This window comes from Corynebacterium sp. 11A (assembly GCF_008930935.1).
In the GTDB taxonomy this organism is placed as follows: Bacteria; Actinomycetota; Actinomycetes; order Mycobacteriales; family Mycobacteriaceae; genus Corynebacterium; species Corynebacterium megadyptis.
Window position 1 is genome coordinate 105,602 of the sequence record NZ_PQMR01000005.1, and the last position, 22,473, is coordinate 128,074.

The 22,473-nt window shown below is 63.7% G+C and carries 23 protein-coding genes; 12 read left to right on the forward strand and 11 right to left on the reverse strand.

Annotated features, from left to right (window positions below):
• Positions 1-17 precede the first annotated feature (17 nt).
• Entirely contained in the window at positions 18-539 is a 522-nt protein-coding gene (locus GBB18_RS05705) for a gamma carbonic anhydrase family protein (protein WP_151549788.1), read from the forward strand.
• A 115-nt stretch (positions 540-654) separates the two neighbouring features.
• On the opposite strand, the gene GBB18_RS05710 is transcribed toward GBB18_RS05705, so the two are convergent.
• From GBB18_RS05710 to GBB18_RS05735, 6 genes are all read right to left on the reverse strand, one after another.
• A complete protein-coding gene (locus GBB18_RS05710; RefSeq protein ID WP_151641028.1) occupies positions 655-1,953 on the reverse strand; it encodes an ROK family protein in 1,299 nt (432 codons plus the stop codon).
• 491 nt (positions 1,954-2,444) lie between these two features.
• A complete protein-coding gene (locus GBB18_RS05715) occupies positions 2,445-3,218 on the reverse strand; it encodes an NAD-dependent deacylase (protein WP_151549826.1) in 774 nt (257 codons plus the stop codon).
• Positions 3,219-3,246: 28 nt separating this feature from the next.
• The gene (locus GBB18_RS05720; RefSeq protein WP_151641029.1) at positions 3,247-4,155 is read right to left on the reverse strand and encodes an ArsA family ATPase; all 909 of its coding nucleotides are present in this window, start codon (positions 4,153-4,155) and stop codon (positions 3,247-3,249) included.
• Positions 4,146-4,370 (reverse strand): cory-CC-star protein, encoded by a 225-nt coding sequence (locus tag GBB18_RS05725; protein WP_370451582.1) that lies wholly within the window; start codon positions 4,368-4,370, stop codon positions 4,146-4,148. The genes GBB18_RS05720 and GBB18_RS05725 overlap by 10 nt, the downstream gene beginning before the upstream one ends.
• A 66-nt stretch (positions 4,371-4,436) precedes the next feature.
• Positions 4,437-6,149 (reverse strand): carbon starvation protein A, encoded by a 1,713-nt coding sequence (locus GBB18_RS05730; RefSeq protein WP_151641030.1) that lies wholly within the window; start codon positions 6,147-6,149, stop codon positions 4,437-4,439.
• 117 nt (positions 6,150-6,266) lie between these two features.
• Positions 6,267-7,364, reverse strand: coding sequence for an AbrB family transcriptional regulator (locus tag GBB18_RS05735; RefSeq protein WP_225990248.1), 1,098 nt, complete (start codon positions 7,362-7,364; stop codon positions 6,267-6,269).
• Between the two features lie 41 nt (positions 7,365-7,405).
• Here GBB18_RS05735 and GBB18_RS05740 point away from each other — a divergent pair, with 41 nt between their 5' ends.
• Positions 7,406-7,687, forward strand: coding sequence for a metal-sensitive transcriptional regulator (locus GBB18_RS05740; RefSeq protein WP_151641032.1), 282 nt, complete (start codon positions 7,406-7,408; stop codon positions 7,685-7,687).
• 9 nt (positions 7,688-7,696) lie between these two features.
• Positions 7,697-8,479, forward strand: coding sequence for a TSUP family transporter (locus GBB18_RS05745; protein ID WP_192795938.1), 783 nt, complete (start codon positions 7,697-7,699; stop codon positions 8,477-8,479).
• A gap of 370 nt (positions 8,480-8,849) precedes the next feature.
• Here GBB18_RS05745 and GBB18_RS10755 read toward each other — a convergent pair whose 3' ends face one another.
• The 3 genes from GBB18_RS10755 to GBB18_RS05760 form a co-directional block, all read right to left on the reverse strand.
• Positions 8,850-9,314, reverse strand: coding sequence for a class I SAM-dependent methyltransferase (locus GBB18_RS10755; RefSeq protein ID WP_225990249.1), 465 nt, complete (start codon positions 9,312-9,314; stop codon positions 8,850-8,852).
• A gap of 291 nt (positions 9,315-9,605) precedes the next feature.
• Complete coding sequence (gene hrpB, locus GBB18_RS05755) at positions 9,606-12,020, reverse strand: ATP-dependent helicase HrpB (protein WP_151641033.1); 2,415 nt, start codon at positions 12,018-12,020, stop codon at positions 9,606-9,608.
• A 252-nt stretch (positions 12,021-12,272) separates the two neighbouring features.
• Complete coding sequence (locus GBB18_RS05760; RefSeq protein ID WP_192795939.1) at positions 12,273-12,935, reverse strand: sugar O-acetyltransferase; 663 nt, start codon at positions 12,933-12,935, stop codon at positions 12,273-12,275.
• Positions 12,936-13,132: 197 nt separating this feature from the next.
• Here GBB18_RS05760 and GBB18_RS05765 point away from each other — a divergent pair, with 197 nt between their 5' ends.
• The 6 genes from GBB18_RS05765 to GBB18_RS05790 all read left to right on the forward strand — a co-directional run bounded on the left by GBB18_RS05765 (position 13,133) and on the right by GBB18_RS05790 (position 17,303).
• Positions 13,133-13,744 (forward strand): DNA-3-methyladenine glycosylase I, encoded by a 612-nt coding sequence (locus tag GBB18_RS05765; protein WP_151641035.1) that lies wholly within the window; start codon positions 13,133-13,135, stop codon positions 13,742-13,744.
• Positions 13,738-14,505 (forward strand): alpha/beta hydrolase, encoded by a 768-nt coding sequence (locus GBB18_RS05770; protein WP_151641036.1) that lies wholly within the window; start codon positions 13,738-13,740, stop codon positions 14,503-14,505. The genes GBB18_RS05765 and GBB18_RS05770 overlap by 7 nt, the downstream gene beginning before the upstream one ends.
• Positions 14,506-14,569: 64 nt before the next feature.
• Positions 14,570-15,334, forward strand: a complete 765-nt coding sequence (locus GBB18_RS05775) for an SDR family oxidoreductase (protein WP_151641051.1) — start codon at positions 14,570-14,572, stop codon at positions 15,332-15,334.
• 81 nt (positions 15,335-15,415) lie between these two features.
• Positions 15,416-16,087, forward strand: a complete 672-nt coding sequence (locus GBB18_RS05780) for a LysE family translocator (protein WP_151641037.1) — start codon at positions 15,416-15,418, stop codon at positions 16,085-16,087.
• 70 nt (positions 16,088-16,157) lie between these two features.
• Positions 16,158-16,457, forward strand: a complete 300-nt coding sequence (locus GBB18_RS05785; protein WP_151641038.1) for an RNA-binding S4 domain-containing protein — start codon at positions 16,158-16,160, stop codon at positions 16,455-16,457.
• A 3-nt stretch (positions 16,458-16,460) separates the two neighbouring features.
• Positions 16,461-17,303 (forward strand): VOC family protein, encoded by an 843-nt coding sequence (locus GBB18_RS05790; protein WP_151549800.1) that lies wholly within the window; start codon positions 16,461-16,463, stop codon positions 17,301-17,303.
• A gap of 31 nt (positions 17,304-17,334) precedes the next feature.
• Here GBB18_RS05790 and GBB18_RS05795 read toward each other — a convergent pair whose 3' ends face one another.
• The gene (locus GBB18_RS05795; RefSeq protein WP_151641039.1) at positions 17,335-18,165 is read right to left on the reverse strand and encodes an alpha/beta hydrolase fold domain-containing protein; all 831 of its coding nucleotides are present in this window, start codon (positions 18,163-18,165) and stop codon (positions 17,335-17,337) included.
• Between the two features lie 78 nt (positions 18,166-18,243).
• Positions 18,244-20,214, reverse strand: a complete 1,971-nt coding sequence (locus GBB18_RS05800; RefSeq protein WP_151641040.1) for a M13 family metallopeptidase — start codon at positions 20,212-20,214, stop codon at positions 18,244-18,246.
• 51 nt (positions 20,215-20,265) lie between these two features.
• Here GBB18_RS05800 and GBB18_RS05805 point away from each other — a divergent pair, with 51 nt between their 5' ends.
• From GBB18_RS05805 to GBB18_RS05815, 3 genes are read left to right on the forward strand one after another with little or no spacing between them, the layout of a single operon-like run.
• Complete coding sequence (locus GBB18_RS05805) at positions 20,266-21,024, forward strand: hypothetical protein (protein ID WP_151641041.1); 759 nt, start codon at positions 20,266-20,268, stop codon at positions 21,022-21,024.
• The gene (locus GBB18_RS05810; RefSeq protein WP_151641042.1) at positions 21,021-21,929 is read left to right on the forward strand and encodes a PrsW family intramembrane metalloprotease; all 909 of its coding nucleotides are present in this window, start codon (positions 21,021-21,023) and stop codon (positions 21,927-21,929) included. Before GBB18_RS05805 ends, GBB18_RS05810 begins: the two co-directional genes overlap by 4 nt.
• A 15-nt stretch (positions 21,930-21,944) precedes the next feature.
• Positions 21,945-22,358, forward strand: a complete 414-nt coding sequence (locus GBB18_RS05815; protein ID WP_151641043.1) for a hypothetical protein — start codon at positions 21,945-21,947, stop codon at positions 22,356-22,358.
• The last annotated feature ends 115 nt before the right edge of the window (positions 22,359-22,473 follow it).

The following is a 22,473-nucleotide window of genomic DNA, read 5'->3' on the forward strand; positions in this document are numbered from 1 at the left end:
CTGGCTAGCATGAACTCATGGCTACCATCATCCCCATCGGCGATAAGACCCCGCAGATCCACCCCACCGCCTGGGTGGCGCCCAATGCCACCCTCATCGGCGATGTGGTGATTGGCGAGCACGCCAGCGTGTTCTATGGCTGCGTGCTCCGCGCGGACATCAACGCTATTCGCGTGGGAGCGCGCAGCAATATCCAAGACAACTCGGTGCTGCACGTGGATCGTGACGCCCCCTGTACCCTCGGCGCGGACGTGACGGTGGGGCATATGAGCCTGGTGCACGGCACGACCGTGGCCGATGCCTGCTTGATCGGCATGCACTCCACGCTCCTATCACACTCCAGCGTGGGCACGGGCAGCCTCGTGGCCGCCGGAGCTGTGGTGCTGGAGGGTCAAGATATTCCGGCCTCCTCGCTGGTCGCTGGCGTGCCTGCGCGGGTGCGGCGGCAGCTTAACGACGGCGACCGCGAGCACTTCATCGCCCATGCCGGCCGCTATGTGGAAACCGCCCAACTCCAAGAGGAACCACAAGAGAGCTAAGCCAGACCGGCCATGTGTGAAGCCCCCTGTTACGCGATGCGATACCGCATCACGGCAGGGGGCTGAACTGATGGATGGACGGGGCGCCGTGGCTGGCGCCTAGCTGCTGTGGAAGCTAGCTGCTCTGGCGGCGGCGCCGCGGGCGACGGCGGGTGGTGGTGATGCGTCGCTTCGGGAAGAGCCGCTCGGAGATCAGCGTGGGATCGGTAAACAGCGGCCGCACGGCGATTGCCCGTGCCGCTGAGGTGTAGGTGCCCTGCAAGTTATCGCAGTACACCACCTCATGTGCGTGGCCGGCCTCGCGGAGAGTGGAGCGGACGATCTCCACGGCGCGGGGGTCGTGGGAGAAGGCGCACCCGGTGACGATCACCGTGGTGACGTCCAGACCAGAGGCCATGGTGGAGGCGATCGAGCCCAGGAGCCGGGCGCGCTCATCGAGCAGGCGGCGGGCGGATTCTGCGCGCTCATCATCAGAGTTCGCGAGATCCACCATGCCGCTGACCGTGGCGGTCTTAATGCCTTGGCGGCCTGCTGCGGCGAGGAAGCCGCGGGTCGATAGCGCCTCGTGCGCGTCGCAGACGTGAATCTCCGACTCGGTGGGCGCTTCGCAGCCGCCGAAGCCCAGCAGCTCCGAATCGGGAATCGGCAGGCGTGTGGCACCAGAGACCCCGTGGGTGCTGGTCCAGGCCGCGCCGACGGTATCGCCGGCGGCGAGGACCGCCACCTGATGCGGGGATTTGGTCTGTGCCAGGCAGGCGCCACGGTCGAGGTACTGCGCGAGCACGGTGCCCGTGGCCAGATCCTCCACATCCACCGGCACGGCGAAGGCCTCGGTGAAGGGGTGCAGGATGTCCACGTCGCGCCAATACCATTCGGCGTTGGTGACGGTTCCGCGCATTACTCGGGCCGGGATCATGATGCCGATAGCGGCGAGCGGCAATGCGTGCTCGGCCACTAGGGTGCGAAGTTCGGCGATCATGGTGTCCACGAAGTGGGCGGGGTTGGTGGTGGCAGGGTCCATGGTGATGGATTGCTCCACCACCAGATCAGCGCGAGTGCCGTACAGCGCCATGTGGAAGCCAGTGGGATCAATGGCGATGGCGGCATGCAGCCACGGCGACGGAGACAACTCGATCGGGATGCGCGGACGGCCCGGGCCACGGGGAACAATCAGATCGGGGCGCTCGCGCACCAAGCGCGATTCAATCAGCGTGGTGACTGCGCGAGTGATTGTTGGTTGGCTGAGCTCGGCGGCCTCGATGAGGTCTTGGCGGATCATCTGGGTGCCCTGCTGGAGGACGGATAGACAGCGGCTTAGAGGGGTATCCGCCGTATACACAAAGGTTTGACCTGCCAAGGGCGAGAGGACGCTGATGTCTTCCTTGACTGGTGCATGTGTTGCGGGGGATTTCATGCGAGTCATTCTATGCATAGCCTTGACGGACCACGAAAACGACAATCTGGGCTTAAAGAGTTCTCAGGGTCCTCTCATTTTGTGGTGGTGTACTGCATCTTTAGGTTTCTATAGATGTAGTGATAGTGCGCCCCTACCGAGCGCGGCTAGGGACGTAATATTCCCCTTTTCAGGATGTAACTGAGCCAATTTTGGCCCTGCGCACATGGGGGTGGCATCAGATGTCAGAGGAGTGGAGAAAGAGAACAAAGCCTTCCACATGAGATGCTCGCTTAATAATTAGGAATTAACACTAGAGAGCTTGCTGTAATGCACCACTCGGTTCGCACCTAGAAACCTACAGTAGATAAAGGACGCATCCACATATGTGGCTGGGTGGTGAGGAGAAGGGTGTCCGCCATGGCCCAGAGGGAATGTCATACTCTGGGGCGCGGCACGGCTCTGGGATATGGCGGACCGAACGGTAAGTGGGTACTAGACCAGCGCCTCCGCTACTCGCGGGTCGCGCGCAAGCCTTCGCGCACATGGGCCACGAGGGCAGGAAGTGCGTCTTGGGCGGTGGCCTGGATGAATACATCCACCTGCGGGGTCAGGTCGGTGGTTTGGGGTGAGATTTCCACCAGTTTCGCCCCCATCTGCTTGGCGATAATGGGCAGGGAGGCGGCGGGCTGCACGATGCCTGAGGTGCCCACGATCACCACGAGATCGGCGGTGGCCATGCGTTCTTCGGCCTGCTGCCATTCTCGTTGGGGAAGCGGCTCGCCGAACCAGACGACACCGGGGCGAATAAGGTTGCCGCACCGCGAGCACGTCGGTGGGGTCAGTCGAGGGCTGGGCTGCTCGGGCAGTTCAGGGCGGCGCGCAGGGGCGCCACACATGCAGCAGCGGAACGCAAAGAGCGAGCCGTGGAGGTGAGTGGGCGTGCGGGAGTTGCCGCGTTCGTGCAAATCATCGATGTTTTGGGTGGTGACGTGCACGTCCTGCAGCCGCTCCCACTCGCCAATGGCGAGGTGCCCAGCATGCGGATAGGCGCTCTGGGCCACACGGGCCCGCCACAGGTACCAGGCCCACATGGGTTCGGGGTCGCGCGCCCACGCATCGATGGAGGCCATGGCCTGCGGGTCCACATGATCCCAGAGCCCCGATTCGGCCGAGCGATACACCTCCAAGCCGGAGTCGGCGCTCATTCCGGCGCCGCTGAATACCTCGATACGCTCGGAGTGAAGGGCGAGATCCCCGGCGATGGCGATACTGTCGTGGTCCATGCTGTCCGTGCTGTCCATAGTGTCCATGCTAGAGAAGCGAGGCGACCTCGCTGGGGTCCGCGTCGAGCAGCAATGCTAAACGCTGCTGCGGTACGGCGAGGGCCTGCTCCAGGGTGGCGATATAGGCGGATTCCTGGGCGGCGCGCTGTGCCAAGAACTCTCCTTGATTGGTGGGCGAGCAGCGGTTGATATACACCCCGCCCACCCGCACCCCGAGGTGCTGCAAGGTGTGGTAGAGCTCGATGGATTCACTCACCGGCATCTTCTCGGGCAGGGTCACCAGCCCAAAGGAGGTGAGTTCTGGGTCTTGGATGAGCTCACGGAAACTGCTGAAAAGGTGCTTGCGGCGGGTGAGGATAGCGCGGATCTCGGCATCGCGGCTGCGCTCTTTCTCGCCGGAGAAGCCGCGGACAATCTCGCCGAATTTCTCGGACTGGCCGCGGCGTTTCAGCAGCCCCTCGGTCCACGCCCCGAGCAGCTCGGGCAGGGCGAGCAGCCGCGAGGTATGCCCGCTGGGGGCGGTGTCGATGACGATGTGGCTGAACTCCTCGCGCTGGTGGAGCGCCACATCGGCGATGCGCTCGAGCAGGGCCGCTTCGTGGGTGCCGGGCGAGGTACGCGCTAGGTTGAGGTGTTTGCGCACCTCGCCGTGGAGGCGCTCCGGCATCATCGTGCGCATGGTCTCTTCCACCTTGGCGATGTGCGCCTCGGCGGTGGCGCGCGGATCGAGTTCCATCGCGGACAGGGTGGGAGTCAGCGCGGTCGGGGAGTCGCTGAGGGTGGCGTCGAAAATGTGCCCGATATTGTGGGCCGGGTCGGTGGAGACCAACAGGGTGGGGGCGGCCTCGCTCAGACGCAGCGCGGTGGCCGCGGCGAGGGTGGTTTTGCCCACCCCGCCTTTGCCACCGAAGAAGATCACGGGGGTGTTTAGCAGCATTGGATGTGCTCCACGGGTGAGTGCTCTAAGCCCATGCGGGTATGCCAAGCGTGAAAGTCCTCGTAGATGATGGGCAGCAGCTCGATGGTGTAGAAGCTCGCGGGATTATCAATGCCGAGAGCTTCGGAGAGCACCAGCATCATGAAGAGGTCATCTTCCTCTCGCTGGGCTTGGGCGAAGGTGGCGCGGTAGGGGGAGACATAAAACTCCTCCATACCGCGGCTCACCTTCTTGAATGCGTCGAGAAGCTGTGCGGGCCAGGCAGTCATGGTGGTGCCCCGCTAGCTCCGGGTGGAGGAGGCGGCCAGTTCGGGGTAGTCCTCGGGGAAGGCCGCATCCGGTTCGTTGTGCTCGCGGGCGCGGCGCACGGCGGAGAGTGCTTCCACGGAGACCCACAGGGCGCAGGCGAGGATGATGATGTCGAGGGTGGCGAGCAGCCAGTTGGCGTCGGCGATGAAGGTCTTGAGCTGTACCACCAGCGCCCACACGGACATCACGAGCACGAAGAGCAGCGGGATTACCACCGGCCAGATCGGGCGGGAGAGGCGGGAGAGGATCACCGCGATGATAGACATCGACAGCGCCGCCATGAGTTGGTTGGTGGTGCCGAATAGCGGCCAGATGAGCACGCCGCCGGAGCCATTGCTGCCGGTGGAGAAGGTGAGCGCCAAGCCCACGGTGACGGCGATGATGGTGGCCCAGATAGCGGAGACCTTGGCGCCGATGATGCCGCCGATTTCTTGGACCACGAAGCGCTGGAGGCGGATACCGGAGTCCATGGTGGTGGCGGCGAAGAGCACCGCCATGGTGGCGAGCACGGTGGCAGACAGCGAGGTGGGCAAGCCGAGACCCTCGTTGATGATGGAGCTGCCGCCCTGCACGAAGGCGCCGACGCCACCGGCGTTGAACTCGGTGTAGATCTCCTCCCAGTCCGCTAGGCTCTGAAAACCTGCGGTGGTGGCCACGATCGCGCCGAGGGCGAGCAGGCCCTCGCCGACCGCGCCGAAGTAGCCCACGAAGCGTTCATCGGTTTCTTTGTCGATCTGCTTGGAGCTGGTGCCGGAGGCGACGGTGCCGTGGAAGCCGGAAATCGCGCCGCAGGCGATGGTGACAAACAGCAGCGGCACCATCGACGGGGTGCCCTCGGGCAGGGAGGTATTGACCATGGGGGCCACCACGGTGGGCGCGGTGAGCAGTGCGGAGGCATACAGGATGCCGAGGCCAATGAACAGCTGCAGCCCATTGATGTAGTCGCGCGGCTGCAGCAGCACCCACACCGGCAGCAGCGAGGCGATGCCGCCGTAGATGAACAGCAGCAGAATCCACACGGCCTCCGGGGCGAGCCCGAAGGTGGATTCGGGCAGGCTCACGGGAACACGGTCGCCCAACACGATCAGCCCGTAGAGGGCCACGATGCCGACCAGCGATACCAGCGGCAGGTTCCACTTGAGCCGGTAGATGGCTTGCCCGATGAGCAGCGCCACCAGCAGTGCGCCCCAGGTGGGGATCACGGCGCTCGGGGTGGATACCAGCAGCCCGGCGATCACCACACCGAAGGCGGCGACCACCATGAGCAGAAGCAGGAAGATGACCACGAGGAAGAGGTTGCGGCCGCGGTTGCCAATGTACTTGCCGGATAAGGTGCCAATGGATTGGCCTTTGTGCCGCGCGGAGGCCCACAGCACGCCGAAGTCGTGCATGCCGGCGATGAACACGGTGCCGATGGTGACCCACAGGAAGGCGGGCAGCCAGCCCCAGATCACGGCCACGGCCGGGCCCACGATGGGAGCGGCACCTGCGACGGAGGTGAAGTGGTGGCCCCACAGCACGTACTTATTGGTGGGCACGAAGTCCACGCCGTCTTCGAGCTCATGCGCGGGGGTGGCGTAGTCCTTTTTGAGTTGGTACACCGTCGATGCCAAGTAGCGGGAGTACAGCAGGTAGCCGCCGCTCATCATCGCTACACCGATGAGGATGAGCCACAGTGAGTTCATTTCTTCACCCCTAGAGTGTGATCGCTGAAGAGTATGTGCGTATTAGTGTGTCACATCACGTGGGGGTGGGGGAGTGGAATGCCCGCGCTATGGCGGCTTATCGACGCCGCCCTCTGCCTAGAGCACCCGCTGCAGCCAGCGCAGCACCCAGGGCAGCCAGCCGGCGAGGAAGAGCACGGTGATGAGGCGCACGATCTGCATGGCAGCGACGATCTCGACGGCACCGGTTTCGGAGCCCAAGGCCAGGGCGGTTTCGAGACCGCCGGGATTGGTGGCGAGGAAGGCGTCGATGTAGTCCATGCCCATCCACTGTGCAATCACCCACGCCAGCCCAGCGCAGCCGCCAATGAGCACCGCAATCAACCCTAGGGTCAGGGGAAGCTGGTGGGAGAAGGAGCGCAGCGCTGCTACCGAGAGCCCACCGCCGGCCATCCAGCCGATGGAGACATAGGCGATATCGCGGGCGGCCTCGGGCAGGGCGAGGGAGTGCCAGGGGTCGAGCAGCAGCGCCACGATGATAGTGAGCAGCATGGGTCCGAGCACGCTCGCCGCGGGCAGGTGGAGAAGCCGTCCCACGCGCCCGCCGAACACAACGATGACGACGATGGCGAGAGCGCTCAGCCAAGTGAAGGGCTGCGCCTCGTGGTCGCTGGCGCTGCTACTGCCGCTGAGATGAGCCCAGGCCACCACCAGTGGCATGATGATAGAGACGCTGAGGAGCCGGAGATACTGGGTGAGGGTGACATAGCGGAAGTCCGCGCCGAGGTCCTTGGCCAGCAGCGGCATGACGGAGGCGCCGCCAGCAAAGAGCGATAACACCCCAGTTTCTGGGGAGACTACGTGCGCGGGATCGCGTGGATCGGCGCCGGCGCGCCGGGCCTGGCGCAGGGAGCCGCGCCACAGGAGCCAGCCGCCACCGAAGGCGAGCACCACGGTAAAACCCGCAGAGAGTAGCCCGGGTGCCACATAGCGCAGCAACTCACCAGCGGGGGTGCGCACCAAGGGCAAGGCAGCGATGATCGCGATGAAGGACTTGGCCACGGTGATCAGGCGAGGATCCACGGTGAGTTCCTCGCCGTGGAGGATAGCCGAGCCGGCCGCGGCGATAATGGCGGCGAGAATCCATGCGGCAGGCACATGCAGCGCGCTCAACGCCACGCCCAGTACCAAAGAGAGCGGGACCACAATGGCCCATCGTGCCCACTGGGCGCGCACTGGCCTCACCCCTTTCTTCTCACCGTTTTAGAATCAATCCTATGAGCCACGGATACGACAGCGACAAGCAACGCTACCTCGCGCGCCTCAAACGCATCGAAGGACAAATTCGTGGCATTCACCGCATGGTGGATGAGGACGAGTATTGCATTGATGTGCTCACCCAAATCCAGGCAGCTCGCGCCGCCCTCGACAATGTGGCGCTGAAGCTTCTCGACGATCACCTCTCGCACTGTGTGGTCACGGCAGCAGCCCACGGCGGCCAGGAGGCCGAGGATAAAATCGCGGAGGTATCGCGGGCCATTGCCCGACTCGTGAAGTAGGAGCCGCCCATGTTGTCACTCGGACTAGGAGGATGGCTCGTCCTGCTGTGCGCTGCGTTCGCCGCCGGTTGGATTGACGCAGTGATCGGTGGTGGCGGGCTGGTACTCATCCCCGTGATTATGGCGGTGCTGCCCCAAGCCTCCCCCGTGGTGGCGCTAGCGACCAACAAGTTTGCGGCCTGTCTCGGCACCGGTTCAGCCGCAGTGTCTCTGTTGCGGAAGGTGCAGGTGGAGCGGCGCCGGCTGGTGACCTACATTCCGATCGCGGCCGCCAGTTCAGGCGCGGGGGCGCTGATTGCCAGCTCGCTGTCTAAAGCGGTGCTGCGCCCGATCGTCATTGTGATGCTGGTGGTAGTGGGCGTGTTCGTGGTGTGCCGGCCAGACTTCGGTGAGCAGGCGCGGGAGCACAGCAGTAGGCGGCGAGAAGCGGTGGTGCTGGTCGCGGTCGGCGCGATCGCACTCTACGACGGCGTGTTCGGGCCCGGCACCGGAATGTTTCTGATCATGGTGTTTACGGCGGTGCTGGGACGGAATTTCCTGCAATCGGCGGTGCTGGCCAAGGTGGTGAACTGTGCCATCAACGCCGGCGCACTGGTGGTGTTCATTCTCGGAGGACATGTGTGGTGGACCATGGGCATCGCCTTGGCGGTGATGAACGTGGCCGGGGCGCAGCTGGGGGCGCGCACCGTGCTCGCAGGAGGGACGAAACTCATCCGGATTGCGTTGTTGACGCTGGTAGTAGTGATGTCCTGCTATCTCAGCTACACCCAGATTTTTGGGGAGCCGTTTTAGCCGGCGGCAGATGGGTGTGGCTTGCGGGCAATGAGTTCGCCGTGCGGCACCATGAAATAGGCGCCGAGTTGACTGCCCCAGCGACGGAACGCATCGGCAATATAGTGTAATTCCTCCTCGCTGGCCCAGCCCTCGCGGAGAATCAGCGTGGAGAGTTGGGTGTTGCTGATGCGCTGCGCCCACGACTGAGACCACCAGGTGAGATCCTCGGGGTGCTGAATGGCCAGATCGCTGCGCCTATGCGGACCGGATGAATTCCTGCCTGCTCAGCCCAATACTTGAGCCGCACACCCGCGTCGGGATGACCGCCATTGTGGCGGGCAGCCAAAAGGTACAACTCGCGCCACCGCTCGAGTCGTGGATCGTGGGGCTACCAGCTAAAAGCGGTGTAATCAGCATCGCGCGCGGCAACAATGCCGTGAGGGCGGGTGACTCGCCACATGTGCTGTAGTACGAGCACAGGGTCGGCCACGTGCTGCAGCACCTGATGGGCATGAACAAGATCGAAAGAGTGATCCGCATACGAAAGCTGGTGGGCGTCTTCTACCACCACCTCGACTGTGTTGATACCACGCTGCTCTAGGGTGCGGCGTCTCCACTCGGCAGCAGTATGATCAAGCTCAACCGCCACTACTCGTCCGGGAGCCACCGCGTAGGCAAGATCAGCGGTGATGGTGCCGGCGCCCGATCCAATGTCCAGCACATCCATGCCTGGGCGTAGCATGCCGAGCAGTGTCCCCGCTGAGTTCTGGGCTGTGCGCTTGCTGTGTCCATCGATCACGGAGGCGTCATATCCGTGGGTGTAGGTGTGGTCACTCGGAAAAGGGCTCGTCATGTACCCGTCCTATCGGCTTCGGCCGTCGCACACCTCGGGTGCGAGATGCTGGTGCGTGGGGTGAGATAGTAGAAATGCTAAAAAACAGTAAAGGATAGTAAAGCACATCTGAAGCCCTAGAAGGTGCGGCGCAGGCGTGCGCAGGGTATCCCTTCATGGAGCAGCTGGTCGGGCCAGACCCTCTCCGTCACCGCGAGCGAACGATGATCACGGCCGGTGGGGCACGGGCCGGTGGATGTCGAATTGCCCTTCATGCGTTCCTACCTGCGTAGTGGTGCCCGGCGGGAGCTTTTAACGGCGCAGCTGGGCTGTGGTTTTTCGGGTGGCTGGTGCGGTTCGGGGATCCTCCGGCCAGGGATGCTTGGGGTAGCGCCCGCGCATGTCGGCGCGCACATCTGCATAGGCGCCGTCCCAGAAGCGGGTGAGGTTATCGGTGATCGCTACGGGTCGCCCGGCAGGGGAAAGCAGCTCGAAGCGGATGCGCGTGCCGAGTACCTCGGGGCTGTCCTCGAGCCCAAAGCACTCTTGGAGTTTGACCTGCACGCTGGGTTGCTTATCGCTGTAGTCCACGGGGATCGATCGCCCCGAGGGCACGGTGATACTGGCGGGCACATCCTTGTCGAAATCCTGAGCCGCCGGCCACGGCAATAGAGAGCGCAGCGCCTGGTGCATGTCGATCTCCGCCAGCGGCATGCCCTCGGCGAGCCGCGGATAGTGCATGCTCAACCAGATGGGCGCAGCGGCGATGAGGCCCGCATCGCTCACATCTGGCCACGTCGTGTCCTGGGCGTGGTAGAACGCCATGCGCTGGCGCAGCTGCCGGGCGGCGGCGCTGAAGCGTATATCGCGCAGGCCATCACGCTCGAAGGCACGCGCTACCGCCTCCTCCACCTGCGCCACGGGCACGGCGGTGGGGGTAGACGCCAGCTCAATCGCGGCGATACTCCGAATCGTGCGGGCACTCAGCTTGCCCTGGCGCACCCGCACCTCGGTGCTGCTGGTGGGCGGATAGAGCTGAAGGATCTGCTCCTCGCTCACGGCAGCGGCGCGCCGAATAATGGGCAGCGCCTGCTGATTCGTGCCGCGGCTCATCTCCGCCACGGCCAGCCACTCGGAGCCACGCAGCTGGGTATCGAGCAGCCGCGCCCGTGTCCCCGCGGTGGTGAGATAGATGTGCTGATCGGCATCCACGAGCCGGGCCACCATGTGCGGCAAGGCCAGCGCGATCACCCCGCCGGCAGATAGTTGCCGCAGATGCGCGGGCTGCTCAGAGGAGGCGGAACGAGCGATCCGAGCGAAACGGCGGGTCTCCCGCGCCACCTGGGGCGAGCTGCTCGGGGCGCTGAGATCCGTGGCGCTGCCCACGGTGAGCTCGGCCAGCACCGGCGCGGCAGCGGGGCCTGCCTGCAGCAGCGCGTGGGCACAGCGCGGGTCCGCGGGGATGGTAGAGATCCTGCGGCCATGCTCAGTGATCGCCCCATGCTTATCGACGGCACCTATCCCGCGCAGCACCTCCTCCGCAGCGGCCAGCGCGGCCGGCGGGGGAGCATCGAGAAGCGGAAAGCCCTCGCCCCGAGGGCTGCCCCAGCTAGCCAAGGTGAGCGCCGCCTGCGTGAGATCAGAGGTGGCGATCTCTGGGGCGGGATAGGCGGCTGCGGCAGCATAACTACGCTGCTCGCACAGCCGAATCGCGGTGCCGGACCCGAGTCGTCCGGCGCGGCCGGCGCGCTGATCCATGGCCGAGCGCGCGGCGGTGATGGTGATCAGCCCCGTCATGGCGCGGAGATTGTCGCGGCGCGGCACCCGTGCCAAGCCCGCATCCACCACGGTGTGCACCCCGGGCACGGTCAGAGAGGACTCCGCAATCGAGGTGGCCAGCACAATCCGCGGTTCGTTGCCGCCGCGCACGATCGCCGCTTGGTCTTTCGCACTCAGCCCGCCATGCAGCTGCGCATGCGGGCCGTGCAGCTGCTCGGCCACTCGCTCGATTTCCCGACGCCCCGGTAAGAAAACCAGCACTGAGCCAGCGAACTCGGCCAGCGCCTCATCGGCCACCCGCGCTGTCCACGACAAAAACTCGCGGGTCACCCCCCGCTCGTCGAGGCGCGCCGGGCCGGGTTGATAGCGGATATCTACCGGATGGAGGGCGGCGTCTACCTGGTGCAGGGTGGCGTCGATAAGCGTGGCGAAGGCGCGGGCATCCACGGTGGCGGACATTGCCACAAGCTGCAGGTCTTCGCGCAATAGGCGCAGCTCGGCGAGCATGCCGAGGGCAAGGTCGGTGTCGAGATTGCGTTCGTGTACCTCGTCGAGGATGACGGCGTCGATACCGGAGAGTTCGGGATCGCTGAGTAGCATGCGCACCAGCACGCCCGGGGTCACAAACTCGATGAGCCGACCCGCTTCGCTCTGGCCGCGCACCGCGAAACCGATATCTGTGCGGGGACCGTGATGCAGCTGGCGCAGGCGCTGGGCGGCGGCGATCACCGCCACTCGCCGCGGCGCTGTCACCAGTACTTTCCCGGAATGTGACTGCTCATGCAGCAGATTGGCGACCGCCGGCGGGATCAAGGTGGTTTTACCCGTACCGGGCGGGGCGTGCACCACAGTGGCACCGCTCTGGGCCAGACGCTGCTGAAAGAGCGCGATATCGCGGGCCACGGGCAGCCCAGCGCCAATCGCTCCGAGATCACAGGGAAAGGTCATGGTGCAGAGGCTAGCCGTAGTGTCGGGGTGAGCGTGGGATGTTAGGGGTGCTGCTACTGGGAATCGTGGAGGTTGTGGTTGTGCACCTCATGGTGAGCAATGGCGTGCTCGGGCAGATGAATGTGCAGATAACGTGCACACATCCTGTTGTTGTCGAGGACATATCGCTGGGATTTCACGAGGTCACACGGCTAGATATCTATTGTGATCAGCCCGGTATTCTCCTAGCGGCTCGCCCCTAGCTGCTCTGACCTAGCGCTTGGTGATGGTGCGTCGATAATCCATGGCGCGCACCGGCACCCCATCCGGAAGCTCGTCGCGCTCCCACCTCTCCTGGCTATCCTCGAGCGTATCGACCACCCGCGCCGGCACCCCCAGCGCTAAGGAATCGGCAGGAATATCGGTGGTGACGATCGCCCCAGCCCCGATCACCGAGCGGGCCCCGATCCGCACCCCAGGCAGAACCGTTACTCCAGCGCCGATCCATGCATCCTCCTCGATGGTGATCGGGGCGGCCTTTTCCCAGCCATGGCGGCGCATTTCCACGTCATAGACCGGATGATTCACAGTGATCAGCCGGACATCGGGGCCGATCAGTGCACCCTTCTCAATGGTCACGGGCGCGGAATCTAAAATAGTGACCTTGGCGTTAATAAATACCTCGGGGCCGATGAAGGTATTGCGCCCGTATTCGATAAAGGCCGGTGCTACCACTGTGGAACCGCCGCCGACAGCGCCCAGCCACTCCTCGGCGATGGCGCGGGCCCGCTCGGGGTGGCGCTCCTCATTGAAATCACGCATCAGATTCTGGGAGCGGCGGTGCACCGCGTTGAGGGTGGCATTGTCGATGGGTAGATGCCATTCCCCCTTCGCCATCTGCTCGAAGCTGGAATAGGTACCGACATCAAAGCTCATAATGCCCCATTCTAGGAGGCGAGGATGGGCGGCATCGCATGGGTGAGCCGCGCCGCCGCAGCTGGGCGAGCGCCTGCGGGGTGAGGGCATTACCGCGCCGGTGCGGAGCTATCGCCGCAGATCAGAGCGGTAGGAGTCGGTGCCACCGGCAGTAGGGGGTGGGGCAAGTGTCCGAGGCTTTTCCTAGAGTGCAAGGCATGAACACCACCGCAGACCACACAGCAGTATTCAGCCCCGAGCAGCGCGGTCTCACCCAAGGTGAGGATGGGCGCTGGCGTATTCCTTGGGGCAACCAGAGCGCCCAGTTGCGCGATTACTATGACAACGAATGGGCGCATCCGGTGCGCGATGAGCGCGGGATATATGAACGCCTCGTGCTCGAGGGCTTCCAAGCGGGCTTATCCTGGCGAACGATCCTGCAGAAACGCCCCGCTTTCCGGCAGGCCTTTGCTCATTTCGACCCCGAGAAAGTCGCAGCCTTCGACGAGGCAGACATACAGCGCCTGCTGGAGAATCCAGCGATTATCCGCAACCGCGCCAAGATCACCGCGGCGATCAGCAATGCGCAGGTGCTGCTGCGCACCCGCGAGAGTGCGCCCTTACCGGAGCTGCTTGCCCGCTACCAGCAGCCCCTCGGCAGCAGTTTTGCTCATGTGGATCACATCCCCACCACCAGCCCCGAGGCCGCAGAATTAGCCCGCGAACTCAAAAGCCTTGGGTATCGTTTTGTAGGGCCCACCACCTGCTATGCGCTCATGCAGGCGAGTGGGCTAGTGGAAACACGAGTGGAGGGAGAATCTCGATGCTGAAGAAGAAACAGCTCACGATCAACGGCGTCACTGGGGTGCTCACGCTGCCCGCCCAACCCAGCGAGACCCTCGTGGTGATGGCGCATTGCTTCGGCTGCAGCAAAGAAACCAAAATCCTGGTCAAACTAGCCCGCTTCCTCGCCGGCCACGGCTACGGCTCCGTGCGCATGGACTTCTCGCGGCATCTCTACTCCACCTATATCGAGGAACTCGAGGGAGTCTCTCGGGTCATGCTTGGCGACACAGCCGCAGCTGGCAGCAGCACGGGGGAGCTGGAGGAGCTGCCGCGGTTTTCTCAGGTGATCCTCCTCGGGCATTCGCTCGGCGGGCTGGCGGTGCTCAGCGCCGCAGCGCGTAGCCGCAGCACGGGGCTGGGGGAGCACCTGCAGGGTGTGGTGGCGCTGTCCGCCCCAGCCACCGCCCATCACGTGGAGGCTGCGGCCGCCGATGTGCCCGATCTGGACCCTGGGTTGGTGGATGAAACCTTTGTGCAGGATGTCGCTGCCACCGCGGCCACCGAATTCAGTGACTGCGACGTGCCGGTGCTGATTGTGCACCCCGATGAGGACCCAGTGGTAGGAATCGAGCATGGTCGGCGACTGCACGAGCTACTGCCGGACAGCGAGCTCGTGGTGGTGCCAAAGTGCACGGATCACATGTTCGTTTCCGACGCGGCGCGCACAGCCGTCGAGGAGGCCGTGGGCAGATGGCTACCCCAGCATGCTGCAACGCCAGCGGATTCCCATCCCCAGCAGCGCTGAGCCGCCCAGCCAGATCCCGCCTCAGCGGGTGGATAGTGCCCCCACGGTGGCGAGTTTTGCCATAATGGCCGTTATGGCCGAAAACACAGCGCATGAGCACTATCCGCACCTGAACACGCAGGGCCGCACCGCCGTGGTGACGGGAGCCTCCGCCGGTATCGGCGCGGCCTGCGCCCGCGCCCTCGCCGCCGATGGCTGGACCGTGATCCTCGGGGCGCGACGGCAGCAACCACTCGAGGAACTCGCGCACGAGATCGGCGGTATCGCCCTGCCGCTGGATGTCACCGATGAAGCATCCGTGAAGAGTTTCTGCTCCCAGATTTCCCGCTGCGATCTGCTGGTAAATAACGCCGGCGGCGCCAAGGGGCTGGACTCTGTAGAAGAAGGGCGCATCGAGGAATGGCAGTGGATGTATGAGGTCAATGTGCTTGGCACGGTGCGTCTCACCCAGGCCTTGTTGCCGCTGCTGCGCCAGGCCCCCGAGGGTGCCGGGCAGATCATCAACATGAGCTCGGTCGCCGGACACACCGCCTACGCCGGTGGCGGTGGCTATAACGCCGCGAAGTTCGGGGTGGCCGCGCTTACTCGGGCGTTGCGTATCGAAACCCGCGAGGAACCCATTCGCGTGGTGGAGGTATGCCCGGGCCGGGTAGAGACAGACTTTTCTCTCAACCGTTTCCGCGGCGATCAGAGCCAAGCCGAGAAGGTCTATGCCGATAAGCTCAACCTCTCGGCCGAGGACATTGCAGAAACGGTGCGCTGGATCGCTGCCCTGCCCGCGCATATGAACGTCGATCAGATCACGCTGCGGCCTCGGGATCAGATCTAGCGGCCAGCCTGTACGCAGCGTGTTCACCGCTGCCCAGCACTGTCTCGCCACCGCCTCGTCGCTTCCGGAAGAAAGGCCCTCGTGTTCAGCTCTCTCGCTAGCCTCTGCGCGGTGTGGATAGTGGCACTCGCATCCCCAGGGCCGGATGTCTTTCAAATTCTGCGCATCGCCTCCCGGCAGCGGCGCGCCGGGGTGCTCGTGGCCCTAGGTATCTGTCTGGGAAATACGGTGTGGATTCTCGCCTCGCTCGCAGGCCTCTCGGCGCTGGTCACCACCCACCCGGGGCTAATGAATCTGCTGAAACTCATCGGTGGCGCCTACCTGCTCTATCTCGGCATGCGGGCCCTCTCTGCGGCGCTTGGCCCCTATTGGCTAGGGCGGCGTCGTCGCCATGCGCAGGGTGCTGCGGACGCGAAGGAAACAACACCGCCTGACACCCTGCCCCGCAGCACGGCGGCGCAGCTGCGGCTGGGGATGGCCACCAACCTCTCCAATCCCAAGGCCATCCTGTTTTTCGGGGCCGTATTTGCCCAGTTCATCTCGGCAGACAGCGCCTTAGGGGAACAAGTACTCATCGTGCTGTGTCTCGAGATAATCCAGCTGCTCTGGTTTCCCGGGGTGGCGCTGACGGTCAGCACGGTCAGCGCCACGCTGCGCCGCTATGCTGCGGCCATCGATGCGCTCAGTGGCACCGTCTTTGCCGGATTCGGCTGCTATATGTGCCTCACGGGGGCGGCGGCGTTGCTCGCCTAGGTGCGGCCGCGAGCCGCGGCGTAGCGCGGTGCGCCACAGTGTCTGGGGCGCTGACTACACTGAAGACACGATGAACAATTCACATGTAATTGATGTTGCGATTAAGACCGAGACCATTAAGCTCGGGCAGTTCGTGAAGCTCGCCAACCTTGTCGAGACCGGCGGCGCGGCCAAGACCGCTATCGCCGAGGGCGAGGTGTATGTCAACGATGAGCAAGAAACTCGCCGCGGCAAAACTCTGCACGCCGGTGATATGGTGCGCGTCGGTGGACTGCAGGCACGGGTGTCTACCTCTGATGACGAAGATGACTTCTTTGATGAGGCCACCGCGAATGATGACTTCGACCCTGAGAAGTGGAGGAATCTCTAAGCCATGCCAGCATTCATGGGCCAGGACGGGATGCCCTATTGGATCGATCTGTCCACCTCGGAGTTGCGCAAGGCGCGCTATTTCTACTCCAAGGTGTGCGGCTGGGACTACACCGAGCTCTCCTCGGGCTATCTGCTTGCTACGAAAAACGGGATGCCAGTGGCAGGCCTGGTGGCCAAGCCGGAGGATTCGCAGCAGCCCGATAGTTGGGTGACGTATTTCCTCACCTCGGACATTAACCATGTGGTCGAGCGCGTTCCTGAGCTCGGGGGGCGCTGCCTCACCGAGCCGCTGCCCACCAGCCAAGGCCAGATGGTGGTGATCGCCGATAGCTCCGGCGCGTTATTCGGTGTGATCCAGCCAGACGGCGAGGAGCGTTTCGTGGCCGCGGGCGAGCCGGGCACGAGCGTGTGGCATGAGTTGACCACCGTGACCAATCACGAGGACACACTGAAGTTTTATGCCGAGCTTTTCGAGTGGAATCTGCACACCGTGGAGAACGACGCCGGCCAGAGTTACACCATGGCCTTGGCTGATGGCGCGGCCTTTGCTGGATTCTTTGATGCCGCCGGCCAGTTCCCGCCCCAGGTGCCGAGCTTCTGGCAGTCCTTCCTTGGCGTGGAGGATCTGCGCCTTGCGGTGCAGATGGTGGAGGATCTCGGCGGCGAGGTGATTCGCCCGCCCATGAACTCCGATTTTGGGGCGCTGGCTTTGGTCGCGGATTCCACCGGCGCGGTGGTCACCCTGGTGGAGGTCGACGAACCCCAGGAGGAAGAATTCCTCGACGAGGCCGCGCCGCTGCACGATATTGATGTGGAGCAGCTGCGCAAGGACATCCAGAACTAGCGCTTGTCGACGCCACCTCGCCGCTATCCCCCTAGCGGCAGAAGTCCGCGGCGTCCTCGATGAGCTGGCGGGCCTGCTGTGGGGTGGCGAGATAGTCTGCTGCGTAATAGCGCACTGTCTGCGCCTCGCTGAGCTCTCCGAGCGCGCCCTCATCGGCCCAGCTGGAATGACTGAACTCCTGGATGAGGGTGCGGGGCCAGGTCTCAGCGTTGGGCAGCTCAACCGTTTCTGCGCCGCCGCCGAGTTGCGGGTTGCGCAGGATCAGCCCGTCGAACTCGGAGGCGAGAGCACCGAGGAGGGCGGCACCATAGCCATCGCCGAAGCCGATGACCCGATCCACCCCCTGCAGCTGCTGGGCGGCGCTGCGGGCCTCGCGCACTGCGGTGCGGGCGGCCGTAGGCTCCGCAGGGTGCAGGGGATAGTGCACATCTATGACCCGCGCGCCGCTGCGCTGGGCCAGCGCGGCCACTAGCGGCTGCCAGTAGACATCACGGAAGGCCCCGCCGCCGAAAAAGCCACTGCCGCCATGAACGCTGAGAATCGCCGTGGAGCTGGGATTATCGGTGGTGATGAGAGTGTGGCTGCCCAGCGGGGTGAGCTCCACTTGGTCGGTCCAGGCCACCTGCGGCATGCGATGATCCACCGCTGTGCCCAGCTGCAGAATCGCGGCATGGGTGGTGCGGTCCACGATGTGTGAGACCCAGCGCTCGGCATCGGCCGGATCGGTGCGCCCGCCCTGCCACGGTGGTGTGAAATCCGGTGCAGGATAGTGCTCCGAGAAGTACCAGAGCAGCTGTTCGAGCTGCTCGGCGGCGGGCATCATCTCCGCGGTTTCGGCGGCGGTGGTGGAGCTATCGGACACGAGAACATCCCCTTCACTAGCAATCGCGCATGGTGCCTAGATTCTAGCCAAGGAGATGTCTTGTGCTGCTGCGGGGTGCTACCAGATGCTCACCCGCTCCTCGGGGCGGATATACAGCGGGGAGCTCTCATCGACCTCGAAGGCCTCATAGAGCTCGGCCACGTTGCCGGCGATGAGGTTGCAGCGGAACTCGGCGGGGGAGTGCGGGTCCACAGCCAGGTAGGTCTTTTGTAGCTCGGGGCGGATCTTGGTGCGCCACACCCGAGCCCAGGAGACGAAGAGGCGCTGCAGGCCGGTGAGTTCCACATCCAGTTCAGGGCGTGCGCCCTCGGTGTCCACGCGCAGCTTCTCATCGGTGTCGAAGCTCAAGCCCTGATCATCGAGCCAGCGGCGATAAGCCACCACGGCGATGCCGAGGCCGCCGAGATCGCCAATATTCTCGCCGAGGGTGAACTCGCCGTTGACTCCGGCGCTGTCCTCCTCGGACTCGGCCAAGACGGAGGGCACCTGACCGTCGAATTGCTGCACCAAGGTGGCGGTCAATTTCTCGAAGGCGGCGCGATCCTCGGCGCTCCACCAATCGTTGAGGTTGCCTTGGCCATCGTAGCGGGAGCCTTGGTCATCGAAGCCATGGCCGATCTCGTGACCGATCACGGCACCGATAGCGCCGAAGTTGGTGGCGGCATCCGCATCCGGGGAGTAGAAGGGTGGGCGTAGGATCGCGGCCGGGAAAGTGATGTCATTTTGCACTGGGTAGTAGAAGGCGTTGACCATCTGCGGCGGACAGAACCATTCCTCGCGGTCGGCGGGCTTGCCTACCTTGGCCACTTGGTAGTCGTGCTCGAAGGCGGAGGCGGCACGGGCATTAGCCACCACATCGGCACCGGCGGCCGAGACCTCGAAGTCATAGGAGCGCCAGGTGTCGGGGTAGCCGATCTTGGCCTTGAAGGTGCCCAGCTTCTCTAGGGCGCGCTCGCGGGTGGCGGGTGTCATCCACTCCAGCTGACTGATGCGCTCGCGGTAGGCACCCAGCAGATAGTCCACGAGGCGTTCCATTTCTGCCTTGTACTCCGGTGGGAAGTGCTTCTGCACAAAGAGTTGCCCGATCTCCTCAGAAACGGCCGAGTCGGCGAAAGACACAGCGCGACGCCACCGAGGCAGCTGTTCGGTCGAGCCCTGCAGCACACCGTTGTAGAAGCGGAAATTCTCCAGCTCAAGCTCGGTGGGCAGCATGGAGGCGAAGGAGGAGATGATGCTGCGGCACGCCCATAGGCGCAGGTCCTCGGGGGCGACCTCCGCGAGCAGGGTATCGATGAACTCGGGGAACTCCTTGTTGCGCACAATGACGGTGGTGTCGGGCTCAAGCCCGCTCGCCAGCAGGAACTCGCGGCTAAACTCGGGCAACTCAGAGACAGCGATCGGGTTGTAGCTCTTCTGCGCATCGCGCGACGCCACCACATCGCGGTGCCCAGAGGCGATCCGAGTTTCAAGGGCCACGATGCGTCCTGCAGCATCCGCGGCCGCATCTCCCTCCGCAACACCGGCGAGCTCGAGCATGGTGGCCACATGCTGCTCATAGGCCTGAAGCACCGAGGCGTGAGCCTTTTCGCGATAATAGGCTTCGTTCGGCAGGCCCAGACCGGACTGGTCCGCCCAAGCGACAACGTTTTCGCTGCCGGCATCCTTGGCCATGTAGCAGCCCAACAACGAGGGCACACCCTCGCGGTAGAGTTTCCCAGTCACGTGGGCGAAGCGGGTCTTATCTACCCCAGCGTCGGTGTCAGGGGTGGCGGGGTGGATGCTTTGGGAGATGGCGTCGATAAGCGGAGCAATGGGCGCAATACCAGCTTGGTTAATGCCCTCAGTGTCCATGAAGGAAGAGTAGAGAGCACTGGCGCGCGAGGAGCCACCCTCGATGAGGGCGCGGACATCATCCTCGGCGCGATCGCGCAGTTTATGGAAGGCGCCGTAGATGCCGCGGTCGGCTGGGATTGTAATGGAATCGATCCAATCCCCGTTGACAAGGTCAAACAAATCATAAAGTTTCATAGGCACCAGCGTAGCGAGGGCGTGTCCTACTGCCCACCTACACTGGTGGCTATGCGCAATTACTTGAAACCGTCCGCCGGCGCGAAAAGCTGGTGGGCATTGATGATTGCGGTGAGTGTTGTGCTGGCGTTGCCGCTGGCTATCAATGCCGCAATCCCTGAGCGCCTCAGTGCGGGCGCAAAGCCGGTGGTGCTTACCGGAGTGAATAACAACTGGGAGATACCCGTCTATCTGGACCCGACGCAGCAGCAGATGCAGCCTTCCTGTTCACACGACGGTACCGATCCGCTGGTGACCTCCTTCGATTGTCACGGCGCGCGGATCACCTCCACTGTCGTTGACAGCACTGATGATCCGGTGCTGACTCTGCAGCGCATGGTGCGGGCCATTCGCGTGACCGGACTGCCCACGGATGAGGCTGTGTTTTCTCTCAAAGTGAACAGTGAGGATGTCAGCGACGCCTATGTGATCGCCAGTGATAGCGGCTATGTGGCCTTCTCTGCCGTCGGCACCGGTGAACACGAGGGAACAACAATGGTGGCGCTTGTCTCTGGTGACGATGCGCCAAGTATCGGGGCCGCAGTGTTTGCCTCGCTCACCGGCGAGGAACCGGTGGTGCTAGCCGATAAGGGCGAGGTGGTCTACGGCAAGGACCTCCTCAAAGGCGAGTATCCGCTCGCGCCACGGGTGCATCCCGAGCAGCTGCAACGCCAGCTGGATGGGAAAGCCGCCCCCTCCGAACACCGCTCGGATAAAGCCCCCGCCGAGGAGCCCGTGCAGGCTCTAAGTCGAGAAAAGGATGTGGCATGAGCTCGATTTTCCGCATCACCATGATCGTCATGATCGCCATCTGCGTGCCCATCGGCTTAGTTCTGGTTGGCGGTACCGCTGTACTCTCCCCGCAGGGCTTCGTCGTGGGTATTCCCTGCGCCGTGCTCTATGCGGTAGTGATTATTTCTCTGCTCCGTCGTACCTCGCTGTGGCCCTCTGCCCGCACCGCGCCGGGCCTGCAACGCAGCCAGGTACTGCGGTGGGTGGTATCGGCGATAAGCTGGGGCGCATTCGCGTCTTTCGGGCTCACCATGCTTTCGGGTGGGCCGATCATGGCACTGACCTCCAAGCTCGGCTGGGACAAAGTAGAAGCCTCTTTAGGAGGCGCCTATCCGGAGGAAATCTCCAAAGCCCTAGGCGTGGTCATCATCATTTTTTCCTTCCGCTTCCTCAACCGCCCGTGGCATGGCTTTATCACCGGTGCGCTCGTGGGGCTCGGTTTTGAAATCACCGAGAACCTGCTCTATGGCACCATCGGCGCGGTGTATCACCCCGCCTCGGATCTCTGGGGAGCGCTGCATATGTGGGGCTTGCGCACCCTCTTAGGCGTGGGGCTGCACGTGGTGCTCTCCGCGATCGCCGGCTGGGGTGTGGGTTATGCCCTGCTAGGCGGACCGCAGGTGGCTCGTTTATCGACGCCACGCCGCATCTTCATCGCCCTCGGCTGGCTGCTGGCCTCCTTCGCGGGCCACTTCTGGTGGAACCTACAGTGGGGAAACACGGTGGCGATGGGCGTCTCCATCGCATTGGCGGGCTGCTACATATACGGTCTGTTCATCGTTCTTCTTGTGCGGCTATCGAAACAAGCGAAGCGCGATACAGGCTATGTCCTCTGCGACAAGCCACTCTTGTCACCCCCGCCTAGAACTTCAGTATCGTCATAGATTAATTTTTCAACTATGAAAAAGATACTGAGCTACGCTGCCCTTGCCACCGCAGCGGCGTGCCTAGCGGCCTGTGGTGACTCTGGTGAAACCACCACTGACACTGTCACCGAAACTACCTCCGTGAACGGAGAGACGTCCCAGGTAGAAACCGTCACTGAGACCGAGAGCGCTGCACCCGCCACCCGCACCCCCGTCGGTGGTACTGCGCCCTGCGAGATCCGTGCCTACTCCAATAACGCCGAGGATGATCTCCTCGACGATGACGTGGTGCGTGCTGGGGTGGATAAGCCCCGCGTGACCCAGCTGGTGCAGGACCAGTGCGGCAGTGCCACCTTCGACGATGATCACTGGACCTACCGTGATGGGGCCATCGAGGTGGAAGTGCTCGAGGATGGCACTGTCGATGAAATCGATGTAGACGACTAAAACAACGGCCACGGCCGCAGCTCAACAGAACCCCCAGCGAAGCACAGATTAGTGCGTTTCGCTGGGGGTTTTCTGCGTAGCAGTGGGGGCAGTGCCGGGTACGGCGGCGGCGACC